Below are 17460 nucleotides of genomic sequence, written 5' to 3'. Positions count from 1 at the left end.
GCCGTCCCCGCCAGCTGCCGCCCGCCGCATTGCATGCCGCTGCTGGGATATATTACAGAGCATGTTTTCCCTCAGCGTTCCGCTCGGCAAGTTCGTCCGCCGGGTTTCCCGGCTCAGGGGCGGAGGCTCTGCATTCCCCGGTTTGGTGGTCGAAAAAATCGATCCCGGCTTCATGCAGCGGACCCTGTCCACCCTTCCCCACGGCGTGGCCGTCGTCAGCGGCACCAACGGCAAGACCACCACCACCAAGATGGTGGTGGAGCTGCTGGAAAGCCAGGGTTTGAAAGTGTTCACGAACCGGACGGGAAGCAACTTCACCCGGGGTGTGGCCGCCGCCCTGCTCGGCGACGTCGACTGGCGGGGACGGCTCGACGCCGATATCGCCGTGCTGGAGCTGGACGAGGCCCACGCCGTGCACTTCGTCAACCGCGTGCCTCCGCGCTACAGCCTCCTGCTGAACGTGCTCCGTGACCAGCTGGACCGCTTCGGGGAAATCGACAAGACCGCCCAGCTCCTCCAGCACATCGCCGCGAAGACGACCGGGACCGTGGTCCTGAACCGTGAGGACCCGCGGGTGGCACGGATCGCCGATACCCTGCACGGCCCCGAGGTCCGCTATTTTGGGCTCGACGATTCCCTGCTGGGCACCTTCCCCAGCGACGACGAGCTGCGCGCCGGGCCGGGCAGCCCGGCACCTGCGGTGCCGGAACGCCCGCAGGGTGACGTCGTCCTCCGCCGCGTGGGCGCCGATGACGCGGATTTTGAGTACGACGGCGTCACTGTCACCACCGGGATGAAGCTCCGCGGCGTCTACAACATCTTCAACGCCGCTGCCGCGCTGGCCCTCGCCCGCAGCATCTGCGGCGGCGGCGCCGCCACGCCGGATCATGAAACCCTGCTGAAGGCCCTGTCCGAGGTGGCACCGGCCTTCGGACGCGGCGAGAGCCTCACCGTGGACGGGCTCCCGCTGGACCTGGTCCTGGTCAAGAACCCGAGCGGCTTCCGGCTGGGCCTGAAGTCGTTCCCCTCCGGCGGCTACGCCACCATGATCGCCATCAACGACAACTACGCCGACGGCCGTGACATGTCCTGGCTGTGGGACGTGGACTTCGACACCCTGCGGGCGGATGGCGTCGACCAGGTCACCGGTTCCCGGGCGTACGACATGGCGCTGCGCCTGCAGTACGACGAAGTGCAGATCGGAGACGTGAACACCGACATCCCGGCCGCGCTGGCCGACTTCATCCGCAAGGGGAAGGGCAAGCCGAAGCGCGTCTTCTGCACCTACACCTCAATGCTCGCCATCCGCCGTGAGCTGTCCAAAATCACCACAGTGGAGGTGGTCTCTTGACCCCCGATTCGGCCGGAACGCACGCGTCCAAGGGCACCATCCGGGTCCTGCAGCTCTATCCGCGTGACATGAACATCTACGGTGACTGGGGCAATGCGCTGGTGCTGCAGCAGCGGCTGAAATGGCACGGATACACGCCGGAACTGCTCGAGTACAACGTGGGCGACGAGTTCCCGGACAACGTGGACATCATCCTTGGCGGCGGCGGCCAGGACAGCGGGCAGCTGGTCATCCAGGACGACCTGCAATCCCGGGCCGGGCTCCTCAAGGGGATGGCCGAGGACGGCACGCCCATGCTCCTCATCTGCGGCCTCTACCAGCTTTTCGGCCGCTTTTTCAAAACCCGCTCAGGCCCGGTCATTCCCGGCATCGGAGTCCTGGACATTGAAACCCACGGCACGGATGAGCGGCTGATCGGCAACGTCAAGGTCACCACCGCAGAGTTCGGGGAGGTGCTGGGCTACGAAAACCACAGCGGCCAGACCACCCTGGGACCCGGCGTCGAACCCCTGGGGACGGTGGCGAAGGGAACGGGCAACAACAGCAGCGACGGCCACGAGGGCGCACGGTACCGCAACATCGTGGCCAGCTACCTGCACGGTTCCCTGCTGCCCAAGAACCCGGCTCTCGCCGACTTTCTGATCCGGACCGCCGTCGAACGCAAGTACGGAACCTTCACTCCCGGCGAACCGGATGACCGCTACGCCGTCCTCGCCCGCGAGCACGCGGCCCGCCGCCCCCGCTAGCAACCAGGCGGCTGGTCAGGGTCCCTGGTATCAAGGGCCTTGGTATCAGGGGCCCTTGCTGTCAGGATCTTTGGTAACCAGCAACTCATGGGCTCCGGCCTGCGCCGCGCCCATGGACTCCACCACCTGCCTGGTCCGCAGCCGCGTTTCGGCGTCAGCCGCGGGAGTGGAGCAGACGCCCTGCGGGGCGTCACTGGCCACGGAGCACCAGCGGTAGGGTGCGCTGACGATAACCGACGGTGCCCAGGCGACGTCGGATGCGGTCCACCTTCCGGCACTGTCCTGGCTGAACTGTGCCCTCAGCAGCAGGCCCTCGTTGTTGACGACGTACGTCGGCGACAGTTCCGTCACCCCGTTGCCCAGCCCGTAGGCAATCCAGGTTCCCTTGTACTTTTCGATCGGGAGCACCGAGTGCGTGTGGTGCCCGTAGATCATGGTGAACTGGCCGCTGTCAGCCAGTGCGTGCGCCACTTCCAGCTGCTGGGCGTTGGGGGCGCTGGCGTACTCATCCCCCGCGTGCATGGCGGCCAGGACGATGTCCGCGCCCTGGCTCCTGGCCTCTTTGGCCTTTGCGACCATGGCCGGCGCGTCGAGCATATCCACCTGCCACGGCTGCTCCGGGACCTGGCCGTTGAGGCCATAGGTGCCGGTGATGACGGCGATCCGGGCGGCTTCCGTCTGCAGAATGAGAATGCCCCGGGACTCAGCCTGCGTCCGGTAGGAACCGGTGTGTTCCAGACCTGCGGCGTCCAGTACATCCAGCGTCCTCGTCAGACCCTCGGTGCCCTGGTCGATGGTGTGGTTGCTGGCCGTGGTGCAGGCCCGGTAGCCGACGGCTTTGGCGGCAGCGGCGATCTGCGGCGGCACGTTGAAGGACGGGTAGGCGGAAAACGGGCCGCCGGGCAGAGCCACGGGCGTTTCCTGGTGGCAGACGGCGACGTCACTCTGTTCGATGTAGCGCCGCTGGCCTTCCAGCAGCGGACCAAAGTCGAGCCCCTTCACTCCGCCGGCCACCGCGTCCTCGTGGGCCTGTTGCCATAACTGGGTGTGGACCAGCATGTCCCCGGTGACCAGGACGGACGTGCACCGGACCGCCTTGCACGCAGGGCCGGAACCCGGAGTCGGGGTGGGTGTCGCACTCGGGGTGGGGGCCGCCGCCTGGGGTGTTGAGGGGGGTGGTGGAGGCGCAGTAGCTTGGTCGGCGACAACGCCGCACGATGCCAGCGCCGCCATCAGCAGCGCGGCCGCGGCCGCCTGGACCGCACGGACACGAACGTTCTTTTTCCCCATGTCCTCAGCGTACGTCCGGGGCACCCCGGCGGCGGGCAACCGGCGCGCAGAAGCCCGGCAAAAATCGTTGTGCACCGCAGGCCTGCATGAAAGGGTTGCTTCATGACCAATCCCCTCCTGTCCCCCAGCACCCTGCCGTTCGGACTGCCGCCGTTTGCCGACATCGACGACGCCCACTACGCCGAGGCGGTTGACGCCGGGCTCGCCGAACACCTGGCGGAAATCCAGGCCATCGTGGACAACCCTGAACCGGCCAGTTTCGACAACACGGCGCTGGCCATGGAACGGTCCGGCCGGTTGCTGGACCGTGCTGCGGCGTCCTTCTTCACGCTGGTCTCGTCCGACGCCTCCGAGGCCATCAGGAAACTGGAGACTGAGCTGTCGCCCCGCTTTGCCGCTCACCAGGATGCGGTGTACCTCAACCGGGCCCTCTACGAGCGGTTCGCCGCCGTGGACACCGCGGGACTGGACGCCGAGCCGGCCAGACTGGTGGAGGAGTACCTCAAGGAGTTCCGCCAGTCCGGCATTCAGCTGGACGACGCCGGACAGGACCGGCTCAGGTCCCTGAACGCCGAGCTGTCCCGGCTGGGCACGGAGTTCGGGCAGCGCGTCAAGGAAGGGATGAAGTCCGCAGCCCTGCTACTGGACAGCGCCGACGAGCTCGCAGGCCTTCCCGACGACGAGATCGCCAGTGCCGCGGAGGCAGCGCGCGTGGCCGGGCACGACGGCAAGTTCCTGCTGACGCTCATCCAGCCAAGCAACCAGCCCGCGCTGGCGGCACTGGACAACCGGGATGTGCGCCGGCGGCTCTTCGAGGCGTCCGTGGCCCGCGGCAGCTCCGGGGGCGATCTCGACGTGCTGGACCTCGTGAAATCCATGGTCAGGCTCCGGGGCGAGAAGGCGGCCCTGCTGGGCTTCGCCAACTACGCGGAACTGGTGGTGGACCGGCAGACTGCCCCGGATTTCGGTGCTGTCCGGTCCATGCTGAACCGGCTGGCGCCGGCCGCCGTCCGGAACGCGGATGCCGAGGCTGCCGCCCTGGCTGAGAGCGCCGGCCACCCGCTGGAGGCCTGGGACTGGGCCTACTACTCGGCCAAGGTGCGGCGGGAACGGTACACCGTGGACGAACAGGCCCTCAGGCCGTACTTCGAGCTGGACCGGGTACTGACAGACGGTGTGTTTTTCGCCGCGACCTCGCTCTTCGGCATCACCTTCCATGAGCGCAAGGACCTCGCCGGCTACCACGCGGACGTCCGGATCTGGGAGGTGCGGGAAGCGGACGGAACAGAGCTGGGGCTGTTCCTGGGCGACTACTACACCCGCGAAACCAAACGGGGAGGCGCGTGGATGAATTCGCTGGTGGACCAGTCCGCGCTGCTTGGCACCAGGCCCGTGGTCATCAACAACCTGAACATCTCGAAGCCGCCCGCCGGTGAACCCACGCTCCTCACGCTCGATGAGGTCCGCACGGCCTTCCACGAGTTCGGCCACGCCCTGCACGGACTGTTCTCCAGCGTCACCTACCCCCGTTTCTCCGGCACGTCTGTGCCGCGGGACTTCGTGGAGTACCCGTCCCAGGTCAATGAAATGTGGATCATGTGGCCGGAGGTACTCGCCAATTACGCCCGCCACCACGCCACCGGGGAGCCGCTGGCCCAGGATGTCGTCGACCGGCTCAACGAGTCCCGCCTGTGGGGCGAAGGGTTTGCCACCACGGAATACCTCGGGGCGGCGCTGCTGGACCTGGCCTGGCATGTCCTGGAAGCCGACGGCGTACCGGAGGATGCCTCCGAGTTCGAGGCCAAGGCTCTGGCTGCGGCAGGGATGGCCCACCCCCTGATTCCCCCGCGGTACCGGACGGGCTACTTCCAGCACATCTTCGCCGGCGACGGCTACGCGGCGGGCTACTACTCCTACATCTGGAGCGAGGTGCTCGACGCCGAGACCGTGGACTGGTTCACGGAGAACGGCGGGCTGACCCGGGCCAACGGCGACCGCTTCCGTGCCGAGCTCCTCTCCCGCGGCAACAGCCGGGACCCGCTCGAGTCGTTCCGCACCCTCCGGGGACGCGACGCCGCCCTGGAGCCCCTCCTCAAGCGCCGCGGCCTCGAGTAGGGCTTAGTCGATTGCTCCGTAGATGCCCTTATGAGCGGCGAAAACGGCAGTTACGGAGCAACCGATGTGAAGTTAAACCACGACGACGGCCGGTCACCCAAAAAGGAGACCGGCCGTCGTCGTCGTTCTGAATAGGAACGCAGAGGATGGCGCCGACCGGCGCCCCCGAAGCGAGTTACCAGCCGCGCTCGGCGAGGCGGTGCGGCTGCGGGATCTCGTCGACGTTGATGCCGACCATGGCCTCGCCCAGGCCGCGGGAGGCCTTGGCGATGACGTCCGGGTCGTCGAAGAAGGTGGTGGCCTTCACGACGGCGGCGGCACGCTGGGCCGGGTTGCCGGACTTGAAGATGCCGGAACCGACGAACACGCCGTCGGCGCCGAGCTGCATCATCATCGCGGCGTCGGCCGGGGTGGCGATGCCGCCGGCGGTGAACAGCACCACGGGGAGCTTGCCGGTGGCGGCAACTTCCTTGACCAGTTCGTACGGGGCCTGCAGTTCCTTGGCCGCGACGTACAGCTCATCCTCGGGAAGGGCAGCGAGCTTCTTGATCTCGGCGCGGATCTGGCGCATGTGCGTGGTGGCGTTGGAGACGTCGCCGGTGCCGGCCTCGCCCTTGGAGCGGATCATGGCCGCGCCCTCGTTGATGCGGCGCAGCGCCTCACCGAGGTTGGTGGCACCGCAGACGAAGGGAACGGTGAAGTTCCACTTGTCGATGTGGTTGGTGTAGTCGGCCGGGGTCAGGACCTCGGACTCGTCGATGTAGTCGACGCCGAGGGACTGCAGGACCTGGGCTTCGACGAAGTGGCCGATCCGGGCCTTGGCCATGACCGGGATGGACACGGCGTCGATGATCTGGTCGATCATGTCCGGATCGGACATGCGGGACACGCCGCCCTGGGCGCGGATGTCGGCCGGGACGCGCTCGAGAGCCATAACGGCAACGGCACCGGCGTCTTCGGCGATGCGGGCCTGCTCGACGTTGACGACGTCCATGATGACGCCGCCCTTGAGCATCTCGGCCATGCCGCGCTTCACACGGCTGCTGCCCGTCACGCTGTTGGCGGACGAGCCGGCTTCGTTGCTTACATCAGGTGTAGACACAAAAACCCCTATGGGTAGCTAGATGACCTTCGCCGGCAGTGCAGGCGGCAAGGACATGCCCTTTTGCACACACCGGAATACCGGATCCATTGACCGGCAGTCCTAATATACTAGTCCTACCGCGGCGGCGCGGCTTAATCAGTTTTGTTCGGAGTCTTCCAGCGACTGGACGCGTACCGCCAGGACACGCTGGATCACCGTAATCAGGCTCGCCGCCGCCAGCAGCACCAGGGTGGCCAGCAGCACGACAGGCGGCAGGCCGATCCCGGTGAGGCCGGTGACCACCAGGACGGAGACCAGCCGTTCGGCACGTTCGGCAATGCCCACGTTCGCCTTGAATCCCAGCGATTCGGCTTTCGCCCGGACGTAGGAGACCACCATGCCCAGGACTAGGCAGACGACGGCGGCAATGGCTATCGCGGTGTCCGCGCCGCCCGTGAAAAACCAGATGGCCACGCCGGCAAAGAGGGCACCGTCCGCCAGCCGGTCCAGTGTGGAGTCCAGGAAGTTGCCCCAGCGCCCGCCGACGTTCTGCATCCGCGCCATGATGCCGTCAAGGACGTCGGAAAAAATGAACGCCGTAATGAAGACGGTTCCCCAGAACAGCTGTCCCAGCGGATAGAAGACCAGGGCACCCACCACCACGCCGGCGGTTCCGACAATGGTGATGGCGTCCGGCGAGACACCCATTTTTAACAGCCAGCGGGCAATCGGGGTAAACAGCGCGGTGAAGAACCCGCGCGCATGCCTATTCAGCATGCGTCTCCCCGGGCCAGGCGTCGGCGACCTGCTGGCGGACTTCATCCAGCGTCTGCGTGATCGCCTTGGTCTGCGCGATGATGGGGAAGAAGTTTCCATCCCCGCCCCAGCGCGGAACGATGTGCTGGTGCAGGTGGCCCGCGATGCCGGCCCCGCCCACGACGCCCTGGTTCATGCCGAGATTGAAGCCGCCGGGATTCGCCACCTTCCGCAGCACCCGCATCGCGGTCTGCGTCAGGTCCGCGAATTCGGCGGTTTCCTCCACCGTCAGGTCCGTGTAGTCGGGGACATGGCGGTACGGGCACACCAGCAGGTGGCCTGGGTTGTACGGGAACAGGTTGAGCACCACGTAGCTCGTGCGGCCGCGGTACACGATGAGCGACTCCTCATCGGTACGCGCGGGCGCGATGCAGAACGGGCAGTCGTCCTGGTTCTTGAACTGGTGCTGCCCGCCCTTGATGTAGGCCATGCGGTGCGGAGTCCACAGCCGCTGGAAGGCATCCGGAACGCCGGCAAGGCCAAAATCGTCCGTCACCTCCGCGTCGCCCGGATAGCCCGACCCTGTGTTCTCCTGCACGTGTGCCCCCTCCGCCGCGGCTAGCTGGTCCGGTTGCGGACGGCGTCCACGATCCGCTGGACGGCCTCGGCCACGGGCACGCCGTTGTCCTGGCTGCCGTCGCGGAAACGGAACGAGACAGCGCCCGCCTCGGCGTCCTCACCGCCGGCGATCAGCACGAACGGGATCTTGTCCTTGCTCGCGGTGCGGATCTTCTTCGGGAAGCGGTCCGAGGAGATGTCCACCTCGGCGCGGATGCCGGCAGCCTTGAGCTTGTCGACGACGTCGAACATGTAATCGTTGAAGGCCTCCGCCACCGGGATGCCCACCACCTGCACGGGGGCAAGCCAGGCCGGGAACGCGCCTGCATAGTGCTCGGTGAGCACACCCATGAACCGTTCCACCGATCCGAACAGGGCCCGGTGGATCATGACGGGACGCTGGCGGGTGCCGTCAGCGGCCTGGAACTCGAGTTCAAAGCGCTCAGGGAGGTTGAAGTCGAGCTGGATCGTGGACATCTGCCAGGTGCGGCCCAGGGCGTCCTTGGCCTGGACGGAGATCTTCGGTCCGTAGAACGCCGCTCCGCCCGGGTCCGGGATCAGTTCCAGCCCGGACGCCTCGGCCACTTCGGCGAGAGTGCGGGTGGCTTCCTCCCAGGTTGCGTCGTCGCCGACGAACTTGTCCTCGTTCTTGGTGGACAGTTCGAGGTAGAAGTCGTCCAGGCCGTAGTCCTTGAGCAGGCCGAGGACGAAGTTCAGCGTGGTGGTGAGCTCGTCCTTCATCTGCTCGCGGGTGCAGTAGATGTGGGCGTCGTCCTGTGTCATGCCACGCACACGGGTCAGGCCGTGGACCACGCCGGATTTCTCGTAGCGGTAGACCGAGCCGAATTCGAACAGCCGCAGCGGCAGTTCGCGGTAGGACCGGCCGCGCGAACGGAAGATGAGGTTGTGCATGGGGCAGTTCATCGGCTTCAGGTAGTAGTCCTGGCCGGGTTTGCGGACCGTGCCGTCCTCGTTGTGCTCCGCGTCGATGTGCATCGCCGGGAACATGCCGTCCCGGTACCAGTCCAGGTGGCCGGATACCTCGTAGAGGTGCCCCTTGGTGATGTGCGGGGTGTAGACGAACTCGTAGCCGGCGTCCACGTGGCGCTGCCGGGAGTAGTCCTCCATGGCCTTGCGGATGATGCCGCCCTTGGGGTGGAAGACCGGCAGCCCGGACCCCAGCTCGTCGGGGAAGGAGAACAGGTCCAGCTCGGCGCCAAGCTTCCGGTGGTCGCGGCGCTCGGCCTCGGCGATGCGTTCCTGGTAGGCCTTCAGGGCGTCCTTGGTGGGCCACGCGGTGCCGTAGATGCGCTGCAGCTGCTGGTTGTTCTGGTTTCCCAGCCAGTACGCGGCCGAGGACCGGGTCAGCGCGAAGGCGTTGGAGATGAGCTTGGTGTTGGGCAGGTGGGGGCCGCGGCAGAGGTCGCACCAGACGCTGTCCCCGCTCTTGCGGTCCACGTTGTCATAGATGGTGATGTCGCCGGCGCCCACCTCGACGTTCACGCCTTCCCCGGCGTCGGCGGCGTCGTTCTTCTTGCCCAGCAGTTCGAGCTTGTAGGGCTCATCCTTCATCGCCTCGCGGGCCTCGTCCTCGGAGACGACGCGGCGGACGAACTTCTGGTTCTGGTTGACGATCTTGAGCATCATCTTTTCCAGCTGGCGCAGGTCTTCGGGGGTGAAGGGCTCGGCGACGTCAAAGTCGAAGTAGAACCCGTCGGTGATGTAGGGACCGATGCCCAGTTTGGCGTCCGGACGCAGCTGCTGCACGGCTTGGGCCATGACGTGGGCGGTGGAGTGGCGCAGGACGTTGAGGCCGTCGGGGGAATCGATGGTGACGCCTTCAACCTCTGCGCCCTCGGGAAGGGGCTGGTCCAGGTCCTTGAGTTCGCCGTCGACCCGGGCCACGACGACATCGCGGCGCTCAAAGAAGAGTTCCGCGCCGGTGGTCCCGGTAGTCACCTTCATTTCTTCGCCATCGACGATGAGGGTGATCTGCTGGGCATCTGACACGGGTGTCTCCTATTCAAAGTTCAGGCTTCGTAGCTTGTGGCGTACGGGGACCACAGCCAGCCTCGTCAATGTTATCTGTTGCTGAAGTGGCGAGCCAAAGCGCCGCGGCGGCGGCGATGAGTGAATAGGAGGCACGGGTCAGCTTCCCAGCCCGGTGATGGCCAGGTTTCTGCTGATGCCGTCCAGCGGTCCCGGCTGCCTGACTTTCTCAGGAACGGCGGTCTGTCCGGCTTCAGGGAACGGCAGGGTGTCCACCTGGCTGAGGTCCCAGGCCATGCTGGCGCTGAGGCTGATGCCGCGCGGGCCGGTCCGCCGGGTGGTGCCCCGGATCAGCAGCAGCCTGGTGCCGAACAGCAGCGGGCCGGCGTGCTCCTGGGCCTCATGGAAGAACACCGAGTCAACGCACCCGGTGCCGTCGTCGATGCTGATGAAGACCACCCTCCTTCCCCCGCGCATGGGCGGGGTCTGGGTGGCGATCCTGACGCCGGCCACCAGGACCTCTGTGCCGTTGCGCAGCCCCAGGAGCTTGTCCGCGGTGGTGACCCCAAGCCGGTCCAGGAGCGGCCGGTGGCTGGACATCAGGTGTTCGCTGACATCAACAGCCATCAGGTCAAGTTCTGCCCGGACATTCTCCACCATGGTGGGCTCCGGCAGCCCTGCCTTGACGTTCCGCAGCTCGACATCGCCGAGGGGCAGCGCGAGCTGCCCGTCAATGACGTCCGCGCCTTTCTTCGATGGCTTGCCCTGCAGGCTTTGCAGGTGGTGGACGAGGTCTGCCCGGTTGGCTGTCCCGCCGGATTCCCGGTGCAGGGAATCGAAGGCGCCCAGCTGGGCGAGCCGTTTGATGCTGGGCTTACTCAGCCTGGAGCGGTCCCGCAGATCAGCCAGGGAATCATAGGGCTGTCCGGCGACGATCCGCTTCAGCTCGGAACCGGAAAGCCCGAAGATGCCGTTGAGGCTCAACCGGATGCCCAGCTTCCCCGTGTCCGGTCCTTCCGCGACACGCTCCACCCGGTATTCCGCACCGCTGCGGTTGATGTCCAGCGGCAGGATGGGGATGCCCATCCGCCGCGCCTCGGCAACAAGAAGACGCTTGGGGTACATCCCGGGATCGTGTTCCCACAGGCCCGCGAGGAAAGCTTCCGGGTGATGGGCCTTCAGCCAGGCCGACTGGTAGGTGGGCACGGCAAAGGCGGCGCCGTGGGCTTTGCAGAACCCGAAGCTCGCGAACGATTTCAGGGTTCCCCAGACCTTGTCCACGACGTCCGGCCGGTACCCCTTGGCCTTGGCCTCGCGGCGGAAAAACTCCTCAACCTGGGCTTCCCCGACCTCATTGCTGAGCGCCCTGCGGAACTCGTCCGCCTTGGCCAGCCCGCAGCCGGTCATCACGTCAAAGGTCCGCAGGATCTGCTCATGGAAGACCGTCACGCCGTGGGTTTCCTGCAGCACCGGTTTCAAGTCAGGGTGCGGGTAGGTCTCCGGCGCGAAACCGTGCCGGTGTTCGAGGAAGGGCCGGACCATGTCCGATTTCATGGGCCCGGGACGGAACAGCGAGATGTCGATGATGAGGTCGTTGAACTCACGCGGCGCCATCTTCCCCACCAGCTCCCGCTGGCCCGGTGATTCGATCTGGAAGCACCCGAGCGTGTGGGTGCTCCTGATCAGCTCATACGTCGGCTCGTCATCCAGGGGCACCGCATTGAGGTCGATGAGGCCGTCCTCCCTGATGTAATCCGGCCCGTTGCCGGCAGGGCCCACCGGATGCGCACCGGCAGCCACCACTTCAGCCTTCGAGGGATGGATGCGGATGATCTCCCGCACGGCAAAGGCCATGGCGCTTTGCATCCGGACCCCCAGGACATCAAGCTTCAGCATGCCCATGGGGTCCATGTCATGTTTGTCGAACTGGCTCATGGGCAGGCCAAGGCCGCTGGGCTGGACGGGGGTCCGGTCCAGCAGGGTGGCATCACCGAGGATCACACCGCAGGGATGCATGGAGATGTGGCGCGGAAGCCGGTCCAGCCGTTCGGTGAGATCCACCAGCAGGTCAAGCTGCTGGTTCTCGGAAAAGTTCCGCTGCTCCACCCTCCCGGCGAATTCTCGGAGTTCAGGTTTCTCCTCCAGCGCTTCCCGGAATTTCCGGGCGGAAAAGCGCCACAGCTGCTTGGCGATCTCCCCGACATCGCCGTCGTCCATGCCCAAGGCCAGGCCGGCGTCCCGCACCGCACCGCGGGCGCGGTACCCGTTCTGCATGCTCATCAGCGTGACGCGCTGGGCGCCGAACCGGTCAAAGATCTTCCGGTAGACGTTGTGCCGTTCCGCGCTTTCGACGTCGATGTCGATGTCCGGCAACGTGGACCGGTCGCCGGAGAGGAACCGTTCGAAGATCAGGTCATGCTGGAGCGGGTTCACCTGGCTGATGTCAATCAGGTAATTGACCAGGCTGGAAGCCCCCGATCCCCGCGCTGCCGCCCTTACTCCCATGTCCAGGATCATGCGGGAAACCTCGGCGACGGTGAGGAAGTAGGAGGCAAAACCGAGCCGGGCAATGATCTTCAGCTCATGCCGGAGCCGGGCGCGCATGTCGGCTTCCGCCTGACCGGAGATGCCGGGGAACCGCCGCGCAATTCCGGCTTCGCAGCGCTGGGTGAGTTCCGCCAGCGGATCCCCCTCAATACCGATGACTGCCGCCTCGGGCACCACCGGCTGCTTCCAGCCCATGTCAGACACGGGATCCATGCGGCACCGGTCCGCGAGCGCCTCAGTCTGCGCAAGCAGAACATGGAGATCCGCGGTTCCGTATCCGGCGGCGTGGATGACTTCCTTGCCCAGCTCCACCATTTGGTCCGGCGATTTCAGCCATCCCTGCCCGTTGGGCTGGAGCAGCGGAGCATCGGAGAGTTCGGGAAGCGACTTGAGCGTGCGGGCAGAATCCAGGACGTCGGCGGTGGCCGCCCCGTCCTCCTCGCAGTAACGGACCGCATTGGTGAGCACGGCCGGTACGCGGTACTCCTGCGCCAGCTTGAGCATGCGGACAGCATGGGCCGTGCTCAACGGCTCACCCGGGGGGCTGAGGTGCGTGACGATCTCAGCGGCGATGCTTCCGGCCGGCATGGCGTCCAGCCAGCTCTTGAAAAGGGTGCGGGGGCGAAGGTAACGGCGCCCGCCCAGCGCGAGGCCGACGTCGGAATCCGGCCCCAGCAGGACGGTGAGCACCGGCTTCAGGGTTTCCGGGTCCAGGACGCGCGAGGCGAGTTCCGCTCTGGTGACGGCAACGGGCACTGTTCCCCCGGCCTTGCCGGATGTGCGGGCATGAGCGTCGGAGATCAGCCGGCAGAGCGCTTTGTATCCCGCACCGTTGTTGTGCCCGTGGGCCAGGACCACAACCCGCCCAGTGACCCGGGCTGCGGTAAACCGGGCTTTGGATGACCGGGCTCCTGATGTCTGCTGGCCGGGCAACCCTGCCTCATGGTCCGCCTCGTCGTCGAACACTGACAGATCGACGCCGACCACCGGGTCAATCCCGGCGGCCATGCACGCCTTGAGGTGCTTGACGGTGCCGTACAGGCCGTCCCTGTCAGTGCAGCCAAGGGCTGTGGCTCCCTGGGCAGCTGCCGCCTGGGCGAGTTCCTCGGGCCAGGAAACACCGTAGTGGGCGCTGAAGGCGGTGGAAACGTGAAGGTGAGTAAAGCTCATGCTGATTTGGGTCGGAGTGCGTCTTTGGGCCGGAGGGCATCGTGGATCCGGAGCAGCCGCCAGCGTCCGCTGCCGGCATGCCGGACCAGGTCGAGGGTCAGGGGTTCCTGTGGTTCTGCTGCCGGGGTTTCCGGCTGGTGGTTTTTGCCGCCGGGCAGAACCTGCACCCGCCAGATCTCATGGTCCACAAGGCCGGGGCCGCTTCCCAGCGGGGCACGGCGTTCTTCTGCCCACCACTGGCGGCGTTCGTACCAGCGCACCGGCTCAGCACAGACCCGGTAATCCCTGCCGCCCCACCGCAGCTCCGCAGGCTCCCCGGTAGGTGCGCAGACGACGTCGACAGACTCGCTGAACATGCCCATGGGTACCTCCGGAAACCAATCTCGCCCTGCAGAAAATACACGGTATTTTTTCACAGATTCGAATATGTATTCGAATGGTTCCAGTCTACGCCGGGCCACGGACAAAACCTAGATGGGTGTGGACGGACGGCGGCTCACAGGGCAGGATGGTCCCATGAGTTCCAATGACGCGCTCCTGAAGCAGGTAAGCATCGCCGCCAAAGAAAGCACATTGGTGGCCAAGTTTGATATCGACGGCAGCATTCCAGCATCGGGAGCCTTTGTTGTGGGGCTCGTGGCTGCCACTCCGGATTATTCGCATCAACGGAGGCTGGGAATCGAGTTCATGAACGGCGAGGCCGTCTCGATCTACTCCTTCAGCCATGACGGCACGGAGGAGAACTTCGATCTGAGCAGCGTCGAGCACTCGGGCAGCACCATCACGGGCAACTTCCCGATGAGCACGGTCCTGGGACTCGAAAAAAGTCACCTCATGTCCGCGTTCAGCGAGGCCGACGGGCGGGAATTCCAGTCCGGCGTTCCTGTCGAGGAGAAGCTCTAGAGGGCCAACGCCTTCGCGTGCGGCACCGGAACCAGCCCGGACCTGCCGCTACCGCGCCCCGGCGTGCCCGTCAGCGGACTGAACCTGCCGGCTGGCAGAAGCAGCAGCTCAGCTGTTGTCGTTGTGGATTTTCATCTCAAGCTCGATGAACTTCGAGATCATGGCCCGGTACGTGGTTTCCACGATGTCCGGGTCGATTTCTTTTTTCTCCGCGGCTGAGCGCACGTGCTCAATAACCCGCTCCACGCGCCCCGGGGCCCGCACTTCGGCGTCGTCACCCTTCAGTGTTCCCGCGATGCGGATCAGGCGCTCACGGCGGGCGATCAGCGTGACGATCTGTTCGTCCACCTCATCCACCGCGACCCGCACGGCGGCGAGCTGTTCCCGGTCAGCCTGGGCGGTTTTCTCGTCTCCGTGATTTGTGGGCATGTTCATGACAGTATCGAACCATGCAGCCCAGAGTCGATTTTATTTCATTGGGAGTGCGCAGCGTGGCCGCCTCCCGGCGCTTCTACGTGGACGGGCTGGGCTGGCCGGTCCACCGCGAGGTCCCCGGCGAGGTGGTGTTCATCCAGGCCAACCACGGCCTGATTCTGTCCCTGTGGGATGCCGGGCAGATGCAGGCCGAGGCCGCCGTCGACGCGCCTGCGGCAGTACCCTGCATTACGCTCAGCCACAACGTCGGCAGCTCCGAGCAGGTGGACCAGGTGATGGCACAGGCAGAGTCTGCCGGCGCCGCCGTGGTGGCACCTCCCAAGACCCAGCCCTGGGGCGGGTACACCGGATACTTCGCTGATCCGGACGGCTTCCGCTGGGAGATCGCGTTCAACCCCACCTGGGCAGTGGACGACGGCGGCCAGGTCACCGTCTGACTGCGGGCAGCCCTAGAAGAGAGCCTCCACGGGTTCAATAAGGTCCGGGGAGTTGTTGCGGACGTTTCCCACCGCTTTGCCCACGGAATCCACCCGCCAGCCGGCGGCAACGTCCTTCACGCCGGACCGGACCAGGTCCACCAGGCCGGCAGCGTCATCAACCTGCGGATCAAGCCACGCAGCCAAGGTGTCCCGGCTCATGGGCAGAGGGACGCGGTCGTGCAGCGCGGTCAGCTCGGCAAACACAGTGCCCTCGGTTCCCGCCGGCGGCGAGTCCGCCGTCATGATGGACATCGAGAGCATCCACTGGCCCGGTTCACCCGGCGGCACGGACGGGTCCTTCCACCACTCATACAGGCCGGCGAATGCCATGGCGGAGTCGTCCCGGGGGTGGACGTAGTACGGCTGCTTGCTGCGCCCCTCGCCCTGCTTCCACTCGTAGTAGCCGTCGGCCGGGACTGCGCAGCGCCTCGACTGCACGGCCTTGCGGAACGCCGGCTTCTCCAGGACGGACTCGCTCCTGGCATTGATCATCTTCGCGCCGATTCCGGGGCTTTTCGCCCAGGACGGCACCAGCCCCCAGCGCGCGACATGCAACTGGCGGACAGTGGCGCCGTCGATGAGCCGTTCCAGCACGATGGGAGCGCCGTCCGTCGGCGCCACGTTCCACGAGGGCGGGATTTCGGTTTCGTTCTCAAGTTCGGCATCGAATTCGGCCAGCAGATCCCCCACTGCCCGGGCCATGACGTAACGTCCACACATGGCACCAGCATGCCATCGCAACAGAGACGGGGGAATACCGGCGCCCGGGTTACGGTTGAGGAGAAGGAAACCGACAGGACCACATCAAAACTGAGGAGAGCCCGTGGACTTTACCCCCGAAGACGGCACCATCACCATGTTCTCGACCACCTGGTGCGGCTACTGCAACCGGCTGAAGAAGCAGCTGGACGCGCAGGGCATCGGCTCCACCGAGATCAACATCGAAGAGGTGGAGGGCACGGCCGAACTCGTGGAGCAGATCAACGGCGGCAACCGCACCGTCCCCACCGTCCTTTTCCCGGACGGCACCGCTGCCACGAACCCGTCCGCAGCCGAGGTCAAGAGCCGGCTCGCCGCGTAGGGCCCGCCCGCAGGCATCAGTAAAGGCACCGGTTTGACCGGTGCCTTTACTGTTTCCATCTGCCGTTGCACACGCCACCGGCGGGTCAGACTTTTTCGCCGATCCGGTCCTGTGTGCGGGTGTGCACTTCCGAACGGCGGGGCTCCTTGCGGCGGGCCAGGAACGCCCACAGCCTGGTGTCGTCCGGATGGGTCCGGGTTTCCGGATGGTCCACCGGCGCCGGCTTCCCCGGCGCGGCTTCCGGCGGCGCCGGCTCACGGTGCGCCTCAGGCTTCCGGGCGGCATCCTGTCGGGTGTCCCAGCCAAAATCCGCCCGCGATGAATAGCACATCACCGACCTCCTTTTCAGCGGCTGTTCCTTAATCGTCCTCTTCTCCGCGTTTGAAAGCGACAGGCCTGGGTACGAAAAATCCGGGGCCGCCCCGCCCCTGGCGACGGCCAGTCCAGCGCGTCACCGGCCGAAGCTCTTCCCGCGTTCCAAAAGGATTGCTGTGAATCCAGTTTCCCCGCAGATCGGCACCGTCTTTGTCCCCGTCAGCGATATAGAGGAAGCCCGCGACTGGTACTGCGGCATATTGGGCGTGCCTGCCGATGACAAGGTCCTGCTGGACCATCTCTACATACTCCCCATGGAGGGGGCGGGTCTCGTCCTGGACAGCGGGATCTACTCCCCCGGCGCCGTCTTCCAGGTTCCCGCGTTCCACTTCAACACCGCCGACATCCATGCCGCCCACGCGTTCATGAAAACCAGGGGCGTGGAGCTCACGGACGTCAAGGATGACCAATGGTTCAACTTCCGGGATCCGGACGGGAATGCCCTGATGATCTGCCAGATTCCCGCGACCACTGAATAGACACTTAAGAACGGATCGGTTTCATCGGACAGACCGCCGGCG

At 65.8% G+C, this 17460-nt stretch carries 17 protein-coding genes; 7 read left to right on the top strand and 10 right to left on the bottom strand.

Annotated elements, in window-relative coordinates; genetic code table 11:
• Positions 1–61: 61 nt before the first annotated feature.
• Entirely contained in the window at positions 62–1351 is a 1290-nt protein-coding gene (locus BWQ92_RS20320) for a Mur ligase family protein (RefSeq protein ID WP_076802706.1), read from the top strand.
• Positions 1348–2097, top strand: coding sequence for a type 1 glutamine amidotransferase (locus tag BWQ92_RS20315; protein ID WP_076802705.1), 750 nt, complete (start codon positions 1348–1350; stop codon positions 2095–2097). Before BWQ92_RS20320 ends, BWQ92_RS20315 begins: the two co-directional genes overlap by 4 nt.
• A 45-nt stretch (positions 2098–2142) precedes the next feature.
• Here the strand turns inward: BWQ92_RS20315 and BWQ92_RS20310 are convergent, their stop codons facing one another.
• Positions 2143–3387, bottom strand: coding sequence for a CapA family protein (locus BWQ92_RS20310; protein ID WP_076802704.1), 1245 nt, complete (start codon positions 3385–3387; stop codon positions 2143–2145).
• Positions 3388–3489: 102 nt separating this feature from the next.
• Between BWQ92_RS20310 and BWQ92_RS20305 the strand changes: the two genes are divergently transcribed.
• The gene (locus BWQ92_RS20305) at positions 3490–5502 is read left to right on the top strand and encodes a M3 family metallopeptidase (protein ID WP_076802703.1); all 2013 of its coding nucleotides are present in this window, start codon (positions 3490–3492) and stop codon (positions 5500–5502) included.
• Positions 5503–5677: 175 nt separating this feature from the next.
• Here BWQ92_RS20305 and pdxS read toward each other — a convergent pair whose 3' ends face one another.
• From pdxS to BWQ92_RS20275, 6 genes are all read right to left on the bottom strand, one after another.
• The gene (gene pdxS, locus BWQ92_RS20300) at positions 5678–6604 is read right to left on the bottom strand and encodes a pyridoxal 5'-phosphate synthase lyase subunit PdxS (protein WP_076802702.1); all 927 of its coding nucleotides are present in this window, start codon (positions 6602–6604) and stop codon (positions 5678–5680) included.
• A gap of 138 nt (positions 6605–6742) precedes the next feature.
• The gene (gene pgsA, locus BWQ92_RS20295; protein ID WP_076802701.1) at positions 6743–7363 is read right to left on the bottom strand and encodes a phosphatidylinositol phosphate synthase; all 621 of its coding nucleotides are present in this window, start codon (positions 7361–7363) and stop codon (positions 6743–6745) included.
• Positions 7353–7940 carry an HIT family protein gene (locus BWQ92_RS20290; protein ID WP_076802698.1) on the bottom strand — a complete coding sequence of 196 codons (588 nt, stop codon included), beginning with the start codon at positions 7938–7940 and terminating at the stop codon, positions 7353–7355. Before BWQ92_RS20290 ends, pgsA begins: the two co-directional genes overlap by 11 nt.
• A 20-nt stretch (positions 7941–7960) precedes the next feature.
• Positions 7961–9925, bottom strand: a complete 1965-nt coding sequence (thrS, locus tag BWQ92_RS20285; RefSeq protein WP_377957027.1) for a threonine--tRNA ligase — start codon at positions 9923–9925, stop codon at positions 7961–7963.
• A gap of 183 nt (positions 9926–10108) precedes the next feature.
• A complete protein-coding gene (locus BWQ92_RS20280) occupies positions 10109–13666 on the bottom strand; it encodes a DNA polymerase III subunit alpha (protein ID WP_076802693.1) in 3558 nt (1185 codons plus the stop codon).
• Entirely contained in the window at positions 13663–14028 is a 366-nt protein-coding gene (locus BWQ92_RS20275) for a DUF6504 family protein (protein ID WP_076802691.1), read from the bottom strand. The genes BWQ92_RS20280 and BWQ92_RS20275 overlap by 4 nt, the downstream gene beginning before the upstream one ends.
• A gap of 154 nt (positions 14029–14182) precedes the next feature.
• Between BWQ92_RS20275 and BWQ92_RS20270 the strand changes: the two genes are divergently transcribed.
• A complete protein-coding gene (locus BWQ92_RS20270; RefSeq protein ID WP_076802689.1) occupies positions 14183–14569 on the top strand; it encodes a hypothetical protein in 387 nt (128 codons plus the stop codon).
• 108 nt (positions 14570–14677) lie between these two features.
• Here BWQ92_RS20270 and BWQ92_RS20265 read toward each other — a convergent pair whose 3' ends face one another.
• Positions 14678–15004 (bottom strand): chorismate mutase, encoded by a 327-nt coding sequence (locus tag BWQ92_RS20265; protein WP_076802686.1) that lies wholly within the window; start codon positions 15002–15004, stop codon positions 14678–14680.
• Between the two features lie 14 nt (positions 15005–15018).
• Here BWQ92_RS20265 and BWQ92_RS20260 point away from each other — a divergent pair, with 14 nt between their 5' ends.
• Positions 15019–15441: a VOC family protein gene (locus tag BWQ92_RS20260; protein WP_076802684.1), complete on the top strand. Its 423-nt coding sequence runs from the start codon at positions 15019–15021 to the stop codon at positions 15439–15441.
• Between the two features lie 12 nt (positions 15442–15453).
• On the opposite strand, the gene BWQ92_RS20255 is transcribed toward BWQ92_RS20260, so the two are convergent.
• Positions 15454–16203, bottom strand: a complete 750-nt coding sequence (locus tag BWQ92_RS20255) for an SOS response-associated peptidase (RefSeq protein WP_076802682.1) — start codon at positions 16201–16203, stop codon at positions 15454–15456.
• 103 nt (positions 16204–16306) lie between these two features.
• Between BWQ92_RS20255 and BWQ92_RS20250 the strand changes: the two genes are divergently transcribed.
• Entirely contained in the window at positions 16307–16564 is a 258-nt protein-coding gene (locus BWQ92_RS20250) for a mycoredoxin (RefSeq protein WP_076802680.1), read from the top strand.
• 85 nt (positions 16565–16649) lie between these two features.
• On the opposite strand, the gene BWQ92_RS20245 is transcribed toward BWQ92_RS20250, so the two are convergent.
• Positions 16650–16895, bottom strand: a complete 246-nt coding sequence (locus BWQ92_RS20245; RefSeq protein WP_076802678.1) for a hypothetical protein — start codon at positions 16893–16895, stop codon at positions 16650–16652.
• Between the two features lie 160 nt (positions 16896–17055).
• Between BWQ92_RS20245 and BWQ92_RS20240 the strand changes: the two genes are divergently transcribed.
• Positions 17056–17418, top strand: coding sequence for a VOC family protein (locus BWQ92_RS20240; protein WP_076802675.1), 363 nt, complete (start codon positions 17056–17058; stop codon positions 17416–17418).
• The last annotated feature ends 42 nt before the right edge of the window (positions 17419–17460 follow it).

It is taken from the genome of Arthrobacter sp. QXT-31 (assembly GCF_001969265.1).
Lineage (GTDB): Bacteria > Actinomycetota > Actinomycetes > Actinomycetales > Micrococcaceae > Arthrobacter.
The sequence above is the reverse complement of the archived record's forward strand: the minus strand, read 5'-3'. Positions and strand labels throughout refer to the sequence as shown.